We start from the raw sequence: 12099 nt of genomic DNA, 5'->3' as shown, positions 1-12099 counted from the left end.
GAATAGTTTATCATTGAAAGCGATTACTTTCAATTCTTAATATACACGATACAACATTTTTTCATGAATTTCTAATAAATATTGTTTTTGGACACAATCATCTAATTGACTTAAGTGATATTTTGCTTTTTCTGCATACCTTTTACTCAATATTCTCGCATCTTCAATACCATATGCTCTTACGTTTTGTATAATGAACTCGAAGATTGATTCACTTTGTTCTGTCTTTAAATGATGTATACTTTGTTCAAGTTGATGTCGTTTGGGATTATTATTGTTGTGAATTGCAGCCATTAAAGGGTATGTAATATGACCGTTACGGATATCACTTGCCACAGGTTTGCCTAGCGTCATCTCATCACTCGTATAATCTAACATGTCATCAATAACTTGATAGCTCATCCCAATATAATGACCGAATTTACGGAGATGAAACAGTGATTTATTATCCACCTCTGTACTCATAGCCCCTAATACGCAACTCGCTTCGATTAATATCGCTGTTTTACGGTTAATTCTTCGAAGATATTGAGTAAATGAAATAGGGTACTTGAATCTATCTGACATTTGATCAAATTCACCGAAACACACTTCAAGTATTGTTTGACTAAATATTTGGTGAAATTTTGTGGAATTGATTTGACTAATATTAGTTAATGCTTTGGCAAGTAAATAATGCCCTGTTCTAAGTGCAATACTCTTATTAAAGGCTGTGTGCACACTTTCTACACCTCGTCGCTTATCACTATTATCGATATAGTCATCATGCACTAAACTTGCCATATGTATTAATTCTAAACTCACAGCTGTATTCATTAATTGATCATAATACTTTTCATCACCCATCAAGCCTGAAAGTAATACGAACATAGGTCTAACTCGCTTACCACCCGATTGCAGTGTATGCATACTTGCCTGTTGTATCACTTTTGAGTCACTTTGAATGACTAGATTCAATTGTTGTTCAACTCGTGTGATATGTGGTTTTAAATATGACTTATAACTCATTGCAATCATCCATTTCTCATTTATTTCTGTGGTTTAATCGCTTTATGCATTGCGCTTACGCCACCCGTAAAGCCTTTAAATTTAATGTGCGTAAATCCTACACCCGCCATTAGTTTCGCCAAAGCGTATTTATCAGGGAAATCAAAAGCTGACTGCTGTAACCAACTATATTCTTTCATTGATTTTGCAAATATTTTACCAAATATCGGCATAACATATTTGAAATACATTGTATATCCTTCTTTAAAAACAGGCATTGTTGGATGACTTGTCTCTAAAATGACTAACATACCCCCTGGTTTTAATACACGATAAATCTCAGCTAAACCTTTTTCAAAATCTGGTAAATTACGAAGACCAAATCCAATTGTCACATAGTCAAACAGATTATCTTCAAATGGCATTTCCATTGCATTTCCATGAATTAAATTAATATTATCGTAGTTCTTCACTTTTGATTTCGCAACTTCTAACATATTTTCACTAAAATCTAGACCCGTAACATGACCCTTTGGTCCAACTGCTTCTGCCATCTGAATCGTCCAGTCACCTGTACCACAACAAACATCTAATGCTTTAGAGCCTTTAGTCACTTTCATCTGTTTCATAGTATATTTACGCCATGCTTTGTGTTGATTAAAGCTAATAATATCGTTTAATTTATCATATTTTGAAGAAACGTTTTGAAAAACATTATGTACCATTTCAGTTTTCTCTTCATTTGTCATTTGGTTCGGCATACTTAACACCACTTTCAACTATGTATTATTGCGCAATAAAAGGCGCTATGAATATATTATTAATTGTATTTTTTAAATTTTGATCTTTAGTATCTGCATATTGTTGTTTTAATTCATTTTGTTTAGCAACACATTCCGTTAATACTTGATAATGATGCTGATGAAAGGGGCTTGCTAAATATTGATAAAATAATGCACTAAGTAAGTCAGTTGACAGCACATAGCAATCTTTGTTGTCATCCGTTACTAAATCTTGCATACGCATACTCGTGTCAATAGCAAGAATCGCACATTTCGTTTGATCATCAATATTCATATTTGCTGTTTTAGTTAAAATATTTTCGTCAACTGCTATCATTTCAAAAAAAGGATAACGTGCTGTTAACTTTTCAATATCTCGCATAAATGTTTCGTAAAAAGACATCATCATTACCTCAATTAGTTATTCTTTTACTATTATAACTTAATATCTTAAAAATTAAACAGTATTAAGCTGATTCAAACAAAAATAAAAAGCCCATAACGGGCTTTTTATAAACACAATTATTTAACTGCGTCTTTTAATGCTTTACCAGCTTTGAATGCTGGGACTTTACTAGCTGGGATATCGATTTCTTTACCAGTTTGTGGGTTACGACCCTTACGAGCAGCACGTTCACGAACTTCAAAGTTACCAAAACCGATTAATTGTACTTTTTCTCCATTTGATAATGATTTTTGAATTGATTCAAAAACAGCATCAACAGCTAAACCTGCTTCTTTTTTAGTTAAATTAGCACTTTCTGAAACCGCATTGATTAAGTCTGTTTTATTCACGTCAATTCACCTCCCCAAAGGTTATGTAAATGATACTAAGTATCATTCTGTTATGACTTTAACATAATAAATGTTGTCACTGCAACGATTTACACACAAAAATGATTATTTTTTTCAATTTAATGCTGTACAGTTCTGAAAATTGGCTCATTTTTCTCATTTATGGTATAAGGTACTGAATATGCTGGAAGGATTGGCGAATCTTTGTATAAAATTTCGCGTATATCACTACCTGGCTTTAATTTTAATTTTTTCTCATTTATTATTTTACCTAAATCAAGTGTGTAATCAATTTTAAATTCATTCCCACCATTAATATAAATTGGTAAACTTTCGCCACTATATGGGCTCTTCACAGTAGGATACTGTTTTAACCCATACTTTTTGTGATTAATTTTATATAAATTAGGTCCAATTTTCTTACCCAATGCAAGTGTATCTGATTTAGTTTCTAAACGTATTCGCAACTCTTTTAATGTCTCAGAAGTTCTTAAATCAATTAGTTTTACAGTTGGATCCTTCTCAACATCCATTAAGACATATTGGTAGTACCCACCCATTTCAAATGAACTTCCGGGTAATTGGGATAAATATTTAGGTTTTAGCTTTTCGAAATCGACCGGATGTTTCACATAAATTTCATATGACATATCTCGTTCTTTAATTGGCAATAAACCGCCACTGTCTTTTTGGAAGCTATCAACTGCAGTTTGTACCATCTTCAATTGGTCAACTGGCGCAACTTGGTTCTGAGCTAATTCTTCTTTTGGATACATACATCCTGATAATACAAAAGTTAATACAAACATTAAAATAATTAACTTCTTATCCATGACTAGAACCACCTAATACTACAAACATTAGTAACGCACTTAAAATCAATGCTATATAGGCTAAACCTGTAACGATTATATTAAGTATTCTATTTTTCAACTTAAAACGTGCAACATAAATTAATATCATTGCGAGTAACATCAACCCTAATGAATAAAATGATACCCACATTAAGTCCATTTTAGAAATATTGAACATAATATACCTCTATTCATTCTTTTTTTCACGACTCATCAATTCCATGACACCCGTGTTTACATCTAAACCTTCAAACAATAATTTGTATAACGCTGTAGTAATCGGCATTTCAACTTTGAAAGCTTTTGACATTTCATAAGCTGCCTCAGTTGTACGCACCCCTTCAACAACCATACCCATTTTATCTAGTGCTTCGTCTAACGTTGCACCTTGCCCAAGCATGTTTCCACATTTCCAGTTACGAGAATGTACAGATGTACAAGTTACGATTAAATCGCCAATTCCTGCAAGACCTAAAAATGTCATTGGGTCAGCACCCATTTTTGTACCTAATCGTGTAATTTCAGCAAGACCACGTGTCATTAAAGCAGCCTTAGCATTATCACCATATCCTAAACCATCAGTAATTCCTGCAGCGAGAGCAATAATATTCTTTAGCGCTCCCCCAATTTCTACACCAATTAAATCATCATTAGTATAGACTCTAAAGTACTCGTTCATAAACAAGTCTTGCGCTGTACGAGCTACATTTAAGTCATGAGATGCAACTGCAACAGTAGTTGGTTGTTTGATTGCCACTTCTTCAGCGTGGCTCGGACCACTTAATACACCCACGCCTTGTAAATTATTCTCATCCATTTCTTCTGCAATCATTTCAGAAATTCGTTTAAATGTTAAAGGTTCTATACCTTTAGATACATGAATAATCATTTTTTGATTATTACAAACCGCGTTAATTTGCTTAGTCACTGAACGAATGGCTTTAGTTGGTACAGCCAATATTAATATATCTGCATGATGAACAACCTTTGCTATATCATTCGATGCTTTTAATGTTTGGTTTAATTGTACTTTAGGTAAATATTTTTGATTGGTGTGTTGTTGATTTAATTCTTCAACCGTCGTTTCAGTTTTACCCCACATTAAACAATCATGTCCATTATCAGCAAGGACATTGGATAATGCGGTACCCCAACTACCTGTACCAATTACAGAAACATTTGTCATAATTCACCACTCCTTAATTTCGTTTACGGGCAATAATATGAACAGGTGAGCCCTCAAAACCAAATGCTGCTCTTATTCTATTTTCTAAGAAACGTTTATAAGAAAAATGCATCATCTCCACATCATTAACAAACACAACAAATGTAGGTGGTTCGATTGCAACTTGTGTAGAATAGAATATATTTAAACGGCTACCATTATGTGTAGGCGTTGGGTTCATTGCCACTGCATCAGTAACAACTTCATTTAAAGTACTGCTTTGAACACGTTTACGATGGTTTTCACCTGCTTCATTAATAAATGGGAATAACGTTTTTAAACGCTTTCCTTCTAATGCTGAGACGAAAGCAATACGTGCGTAATCTAAAAATTGGAAATTTTCACGAACTTTATCTTCAAATTTTTTCATCGTTTTAGAGTCTTTTTCAACAGTGTCCCACTTGTTGACAACAATAACAACTGCTTTTCCTGCTTCATGAGCGTATCCAGCAATCTTCTTATCTTGCTCGATAATACCGGTGTCCGCATCAAGTACAACTAATACCACATTTGAACGTTCAATCGCTTTTAATGCACGTAATACAGAATAACGTTCTGTCGTTTCGTATACTTTACCTTTTTTACGCATCCCTGCAGTATCAATCATAACGTATTCTTGATCCTCAAATGTATAAACGGTATCGATTGCATCACGTGTTGTACCAGCTATAGGAGATACGATAACTCGCTCTTCACCTAAAATAGCATTTATCAAACTTGATTTCCCTACATTTGGTCGACCAATTAATGAAAATTTAATAACATTGTCGTCATAATCTTCTTCTGGTTGTTCTGGAAAATGTTTACTAGCTTCATCTAACAAATCTCCAATACCTAGACCGTGAGATCCAGAAATCGGGAACGGTTCTCCAAATCCTAAAGAATAAAACTCATAAATATCTGTTCGCATCTCAGGATTATCGATTTTATTAACAGCTAAAACAATTGGTTTACTAGATTTAAATAATAACTTAGCAACAAATTCATCTTCAATTGTTATACCGTCTCTTCCATTCACCATAAATATGATAACATCTGCCTCATCAATCGCAATCTCAGCTTGTGCACGTATTTGTTCTTGGAATGGTTCGTCTCCAAGCTCAATACCACCTGTATCAATAATGTTGAATTCATGTGTTAACCATTCACCACTAGAATAAATTCTATCTCTCGTAATCCCCGGCGTATCTTCAACGATTGATATACGCTCTCCTATAATTCTATTAAAGATTGTAGATTTGCCGACATTCGCACGGCCTACAATCGCTATTGTTGGTTTTGTCAATTTTGTTCTTCCTCTCAAATAATATCTTTACTATTTTAACACAGAAAGTACTTTAATCAAATTTTAAAAAAATGCCGATAAATACACATCGTAACGATGAGTACATATCGACATTTTTTTATTATATATTATAAATTTAAATTTTTGAATTTATCTCCGAATACATCACCTAAAGTTGGTGCATCTTCATCAGTCGTTGTTTGATTATTTAAATATGATGTATCGAATTCTTCACCTTGCTCTTCGGTAGCTTTAATTGATAAGCCAATTCGTTTTTCATCTTTGTTAATATCTAAAATCTTAACTTTAACTTTTTGACCTGCTTCTAATACTTCACTTGGGCTACCAATGTGATCATGGCTAATTTGAGAAATATGAACTAAACCTTGTAAACCTTTTTCAATTTCAACAAATGCACCAAAGTTAGCTAGACGCATAACTTCACCTTCAACAACGTCTCCCACTTTGAATTTCTCTTCTATAGTTTCAAAAGGTCCAGGTAGTGCTGCTTTGATAGACAGTGATACACGTTCATTCTCAGGATCAACACTTAAGATTTTCACTTTAACTTTATCACCAACAGATAAAGCATCTTCAACTTTATCAATATGGTCATGTGTAATTTGAGAAATGTGTACTAAACCATCCACATCACCAATATCAACGAATGCACCAAAATTCGTCATTCGTAATACTTCACCTTCAACAACTGCGCCAACTTCTAAAGTTTCTAAGCGTTTTGCTTTCACAACTTTATTTTCTTCAGCTTCAATTACTTTATGGTTTAAGATTACACGATTTTTTTCTTGATCTAACTCTTCAATTTTTAAAGTTAAAACTTTTCCAACATAGTTAGAGAAATCCTCAATATAACTAGTCGAAATTAAAGAAGCAGGAATGAATCCACGTAATCCAACATCTACCACTAATCCACCTTTAACAGCTTCTTTAACTTCAGCTTCAATCGTTTCACCATTTTCGAATTTTTGTTGTAGAGATTCAAATGACTCTGATTCATCTAATTTACGCTTAGACAAAATATAGTGTCCATCTTCTTCTTTATCTTCAACCTTAGTCACATATGCTTCAATCTCATCGCCAACTTTAACTACGTCTTCTGCATTTTCAACACGTAAGCTAGATAATTGGCTAATTGGGATGATACCATCATATTTAGCACCTTCTAATTGTAATACCACATGTTTCTCTTCAATTGATTGAACAGTGCCTTTTACTTTGTCACCTTCATTAATTTCTAAAATCATATTTTCGTTAAATTCTTCTGTCATTAGGGCTCCTCCTCAAAGTTAACATCTTAATGCTTATAATAAACTTCTTATAAATCGTCGATAAAGTCAAGAAATTCGCTTTACTTAAGCGATTATTTTATTCGCTAATTGTATAATTTCATTCTTAACTTCTTCAATAGTCATACCTGTCGTATCTATTTCAATCGCATCTTGTGCTTTTACTAAAGGTGAGATTTCACGAGTCATATCAATATAATCACGACGTTCAATATCTTTCATTAAATCCTCAAAGTTTGCTTCAATCCCACGTTGCTGATTATCTAACAATCTTCTTTCGGCACGTTCAGTAACAGAAGCTATCATATATATTTTCAGTTCTGCATCAGGAATAACATAAGTACCTATATCACGACCATCCATTACAATACCTTTTGCTATAGTCATTTCTTGTTGGATACCTACTAATTTTTCACGTACAACTTTTTGACTAGCAACATGGCTTACATTTAACGTGATATCATTTTCGCGAATACGTTCAGAAACATCCTCACCATTTAAAAAAATTTTTTGACCATTTTCATTTACAATCTTTAAATCAATTTTTTGAACCAATGTTTCAAAATCTACTTTGGGTTGTAATAAATGTGCTAGTGTAATGGCACGATACATCGCACCTGTATCCACATATATCATGCCAAGTTCAGCTGCAACAAGTTTAGCTATTGTACTCTTTCCTGCAGCTGCTGGACCATCTATTGCTATATTAAATTTTTTCATATATTTCCCTACCTTGTCGTTTAATCTTAATTATTTTATCATAGTAGTAATACGTTGTATATTTGGAGGATAAAAAATGAAAACTATTCTAGTTATGCATACTGGCGGTACAATCAGTATGTCAGAAAATGAAGAAGGATTTGTAACAACAAATGCAGTGAATCCAATGTCGAACATTCAATTAGATTCACTCGCTAATATTACTGAAAAACACCCATTCCAAGTGCCATCTCCTCACATCACAATACACCATATGAATGAATTACGTAAACAAATCATCCAAGAAATTTATAGCGAAAACTACGACGGCATCGTTATTACACATGGAACAGATACATTAGAAGAAACAGCATATTTCTTAGATTTAACATTGAATGTAAGTATTCCTGTTATCCTAACAGGTGCCATGCGTTCTTCTAATGAAATTGGATCAGATGGTTTATACAACTATATTGCGGCAATTAAAGTTGCATGTAGTGAAGCCAGTCAAAATAAAGGTGTACTGGTCGTGTTTAATGATGAAATTCATAGTGCAACAAATGTAACAAAAACGCATACATCAAATACAAGTACTTTCCAAAGCCCTAACTATGGTCCTTTAGGCATCGTGACAAAAAATAATGTTTACTTCCATCACCTACCCATCTTAAATCATCCTCTTGTCAAAGTAGATGAGACGAAGAAAGTAGGATTAATAAAAGCTCACAGTGATTTGGATGAGGCATTACTAACATTCTTTGTAGAACATAAATATGATGGTTTAGTAATTGAAGCGCTCGGTCAAGGGAATTTACCACCTTCTAGCTTGACTGGTATTAATAAATTGATTGACTCAAAAATTCCCGTTGTACTTGTATCACGTTGCTTTAATGGGATAGCGAGCAATACCTATCACTATGAAGGTGGTGGTTATGAATTAAAAGAAATGGGACTCATATTTTCGAATGGCTTAAATGGACAGAAAGCCAGGCTGAAACTCCTTATTGCTTTAAGTAACAATTTAACTGTGGAAGAAATTAATGAGTACTTTAGTAAATAACAATTAAGTGATATATAAAATAATAAATCGAAAATACCAAACTCGGTATTTTCGATTTATTTCTATCTTTTACTCATTATATCTTCTGCAATCATCCCACCATGGAATTTACCATTCTCAATGAAAATGGTATTTGCATCATTACCTGCTGCAATCACACCTGCAATATATAGATTAGCGACATTTGTTTCCATTGTCTCACTGTTAAAATATGGAGCTGTACCATATTCATTCGTTATGAGCTCTATACCCATCGACTCTAAAAACGTATAGTCGGGGTGATATCCGATCATCGCAAAAACAGCATCATTTTTTATTTTTTCTTCGCCATTTAATGTTTTAATTGTAACAGTTTCTTCATCGATATTTATAACTTCACTTTCAAAATGAAGTTTTATCTTTTCATGATTCACCAATGACGTATATAGCGGTAAAATCCACGGTTTTACACTCTTAGAATAAGAGCTTCCTCGGTACACTGCTGTGACACGCGCACCTGCTTTTTCTAATTCAATTGCAGCATCAATCGCCGAATTCTTTCCGCCTATGATAACAACATCTTTATCAAAGTATGGATGTGCCTCTTTAAAATAATGATGGACTTTCGGAAGTTCACTCCCCGGTACATCTAATGTATTAGGGTGACCGTAATAACCCGTTGCTACAGTTAAATACTTACATTCATAATTTTGTTTACTTGTATTTACTATAAATGAATCATCAATCTTCTCTACCTTGACGACTTCCTCATTCGAATGAATTGTTAAATTATGATGTTTTACAACTGCACGGTAATAAACTAACGCTTGATTTCGCTTCGGTTTATGCTCTTCAACGATAAACGGTACATCACCAATGCCCAGTTTTTCACTGGTAGAGAAAAACGTTTGGTGTGTAGGATAATTATAAATTGCTTCAACCACATTCCCTTTTTCAATGATAATGTTTTCTACACCTGCTTTTTTTTGTTCAATACTTGCAGATAGGCCACACGGACCAGCTCCTATAATAATACTTTCTACTTTAAACATAATAATCACCTTCCGCAAAAAAGAGACTCCAACTAGAGTCCCCTGTTATTAATTATCTTCTTGAATATCTAATACTTTAAAACCATTTTGTTTTAAGTATTTTGTGAATTTCTTAATATTTTTATGATTTTCTACTTTAACGATCATTCTTCGATGCATTTTATCTGTTTCATCAAACGTCACAAATGAAATTGCGTTTAATTTAAATTTTGAAAGAGCAGATGCTAATCGCTTGATACGTCCCTCAGCTTCTATTGAAGTAATTGCGATACGAACACCTGGTTTACTCATCCCAAATGCTGATTTAAATTGATCCATTACATCATAACGTGTAACAACCCCTAAAAACTCTTTGCGCTCGTTAATGATGCTTAGAATCGGGAAATCTTGTAATGTTAAGAATGACTCTTCGAAGAACGTATCATCATTCACACTGTATTCATCTAATGTTAAGATATCCCCAATTTTTGTGGTTGTAACAAAATCTTCTCTTAACTTCGGTGTTTTCATGAAGAAGAAATGTCTGAATATACTATATTTAGTTGCAGTACCAAGATATTTTCCTTCTTCTACAACAGGCATACCATCAATACCATGATGTTCTAATTTATCTAATACACTTTTTACAGTATCATTTGGATTAGCCACATAACATTTTTCTTTCGGTATCATTATCGTTTTTAGGTACATAAATCCATCCCCTTAGTATTTAATTATTTTGGAATTACTAATGTTTGACCTGTAGAAACATTGTTACCAGAAATGCCATTAGCTTTTCTAATTTTTTCAACATTCTCAGGTGAGCCACTACCATAGTATTTAATTGCGATACGGTATAAGTTTTCTTTCGTACCTACAACATGAGATCCTCCACCATTTGAAGATGAAGACGCATTTGAATCATTGTTTGAGTTACTAGCATTAGAATTGCTGTTCGAATTTGATTGTGTATTAGCACCATCATTTCCATTCACATCATTTGCACCATTTGTAGTCGTTCCGTCTGATGCATTATTTGCATTTGCAGCGTTTGTTCCTGCTGTTTCATTATTTGTTGAACCATTATTTTGGTCTGATGCATTTGAATCTGAAGTATTTTCAGAATTTGTACCGTCTGTTGTTGCTACTTTATCATCTTTAGTGGCTGACTTATCACTTTCTTTTTCTTCATTATCAGCAGTCGCTTTTTCTGACTCTTTATCCGCTTTTTCTTTATCCGCTTTTTCTTTATCTGCTTTTTCTTTATCTGCCTTTTCTTTATCTGCTTTCTTCTCAGATGCTGTTTTACCTTCGTTTACAACTACTTCTTCATTTTTTGGTTTTCCTTCATCTTGGTTATTAATCCAATTGCTTAACAATAAAATAATCGGAACTAATAATAATATTGCTGCTAAAAAAGGTAAGAATTTCTTCATACCACCACCATTATCTTCCTTTTTTTCTTTAGGTGATTCGTGTTGAACTTTATTATTCGCTGCATTTGCAGTGTTAGTTTTAGAAGCACTAGCACCAACAACCGCACCAGCTCCAACAGCTGCTTTTTTCTTTTGGTTTTTCTTTGGTTGTTCAGTAGTGTATTTATCACGATCTACTAATGTATCATTTTTTGCTGTTGTTTTTGTATGGTTCGGGTTAATATTATTTTCATTAGAATTACCGTGAATACCTTTTTTATTAGTTGCGACATTGCCAACAACACTACCACCAACACCTGTAGCAGAAGCAATAATTGAACGGTCACGTTTTTTATTCTCTTTTATCGCTTCTTCTTTTGTTTGAACCTTTTGAATATTGTCTTTACCTTCGTATGTTACGCTCTCATTCTCTAGAGGTGTTTTTTCACGATTTTTACGTTCTTGTGAACGATTTCTTCTAGATGCGCCACGAGGTGGAAAGATTTCATTTGAATCTTCTTGACTCATTTTTGAATCATTTACTTTATCATCAGAAATTGTTTCATCTTCAGCTGTTTGATTACGATCGATTGCTTCTTGTCTTTCGCGTTCAACTTTTTGTTTACTCTTTTCGAATTCATCTTTGAAATTATCTCTAGACACAATATCCACCCACTTAA

At 33.5% G+C, this 12099-nt stretch carries 14 protein-coding genes; 1 reads left to right on the top strand and 13 read right to left on the bottom strand.

Features of this window, described 5'->3' with window-relative positions:
- Positions 1-36 precede the first annotated feature (36 nt).
- From hexs-b to cmk, 10 genes are all read right to left on the bottom strand, one after another.
- Positions 37-1008: a hexaprenyl-diphosphate synthase large subunit gene (gene hexs-b, locus ACMGE9_RS12165; RefSeq protein WP_414043030.1), complete on the bottom strand. Its 972-nt coding sequence runs from the start codon at positions 1006-1008 to the stop codon at positions 37-39.
- 20 nt (positions 1009-1028) lie between these two features.
- A complete protein-coding gene (locus tag ACMGE9_RS12160) occupies positions 1029-1736 on the bottom strand; it encodes a demethylmenaquinone methyltransferase (protein WP_414044503.1) in 708 nt (235 codons plus the stop codon).
- Positions 1737-1773: 37 nt separating this feature from the next.
- The gene (locus ACMGE9_RS12155; protein WP_414043029.1) at positions 1774-2172 is read right to left on the bottom strand and encodes a hypothetical protein; all 399 of its coding nucleotides are present in this window, start codon (positions 2170-2172) and stop codon (positions 1774-1776) included.
- A 119-nt stretch (positions 2173-2291) separates the two neighbouring features.
- A complete protein-coding gene (locus ACMGE9_RS12150) occupies positions 2292-2564 on the bottom strand; it encodes an HU family DNA-binding protein (protein WP_096076444.1) in 273 nt (90 codons plus the stop codon).
- A gap of 119 nt (positions 2565-2683) precedes the next feature.
- A complete protein-coding gene (locus ACMGE9_RS12145; RefSeq protein WP_414043028.1) occupies positions 2684-3397 on the bottom strand; it encodes a hypothetical protein in 714 nt (237 codons plus the stop codon).
- Positions 3390-3596, bottom strand: a complete 207-nt coding sequence (locus tag ACMGE9_RS12140) for a DUF2768 domain-containing protein (protein WP_414043027.1) — start codon at positions 3594-3596, stop codon at positions 3390-3392. The genes ACMGE9_RS12145 and ACMGE9_RS12140 overlap by 8 nt, the downstream gene beginning before the upstream one ends.
- A gap of 9 nt (positions 3597-3605) precedes the next feature.
- Entirely contained in the window at positions 3606-4604 is a 999-nt protein-coding gene (locus tag ACMGE9_RS12135) for an NAD(P)H-dependent glycerol-3-phosphate dehydrogenase (protein ID WP_414043026.1), read from the bottom strand.
- A gap of 13 nt (positions 4605-4617) precedes the next feature.
- A complete protein-coding gene (der, locus tag ACMGE9_RS12130; protein WP_414043025.1) occupies positions 4618-5928 on the bottom strand; it encodes a ribosome biogenesis GTPase Der in 1311 nt (436 codons plus the stop codon).
- Between the two features lie 128 nt (positions 5929-6056).
- The gene (gene rpsA / locus ACMGE9_RS12125) at positions 6057-7217 is read right to left on the bottom strand and encodes a 30S ribosomal protein S1 (RefSeq protein WP_414043024.1); all 1161 of its coding nucleotides are present in this window, start codon (positions 7215-7217) and stop codon (positions 6057-6059) included.
- Between the two features lie 84 nt (positions 7218-7301).
- On the bottom strand, positions 7302-7955 hold the full coding sequence (cmk, locus tag ACMGE9_RS12120) for a (d)CMP kinase (protein ID WP_414043023.1): 654 nt from the start codon (positions 7953-7955) through the stop codon (positions 7302-7304).
- A 76-nt stretch (positions 7956-8031) separates the two neighbouring features.
- Between cmk and ACMGE9_RS12115 the strand changes: the two genes are divergently transcribed.
- The gene (locus ACMGE9_RS12115) at positions 8032-8994 is read left to right on the top strand and encodes an asparaginase (RefSeq protein ID WP_414043022.1); all 963 of its coding nucleotides are present in this window, start codon (positions 8032-8034) and stop codon (positions 8992-8994) included.
- A gap of 62 nt (positions 8995-9056) precedes the next feature.
- Here the strand turns inward: ACMGE9_RS12115 and ACMGE9_RS12110 are convergent, their stop codons facing one another.
- From ACMGE9_RS12110 to ACMGE9_RS12100, 3 genes are read right to left on the bottom strand one after another with little or no spacing between them, the layout of a single operon-like run.
- On the bottom strand, positions 9057-10025 hold the full coding sequence (locus ACMGE9_RS12110) for a YpdA family putative bacillithiol disulfide reductase (RefSeq protein ID WP_414043021.1): 969 nt from the start codon (positions 10023-10025) through the stop codon (positions 9057-9059).
- Positions 10026-10073: 48 nt separating this feature from the next.
- Positions 10074-10715 (bottom strand): HPP family protein, encoded by a 642-nt coding sequence (locus ACMGE9_RS12105; protein ID WP_414043020.1) that lies wholly within the window; start codon positions 10713-10715, stop codon positions 10074-10076.
- Positions 10716-10738: 23 nt separating this feature from the next.
- Positions 10739-12082 carry a LysM peptidoglycan-binding domain-containing protein gene (locus ACMGE9_RS12100; RefSeq protein ID WP_414043019.1) on the bottom strand — a complete coding sequence of 448 codons (1344 nt, stop codon included), beginning with the start codon at positions 12080-12082 and terminating at the stop codon, positions 10739-10741.
- Between the last annotated feature and the right edge of the window lie 17 nt (positions 12083-12099).

It is taken from the genome of Macrococcus animalis, from assembly GCF_047425875.1.
GTDB lineage: Bacteria > Bacillota > Bacilli > Staphylococcales > Staphylococcaceae > Macrococcoides > Macrococcoides animalis.
Note: the sequence above shows the minus strand (reverse complement) of the source record. Positions and strands in the feature narration are given on the sequence as shown.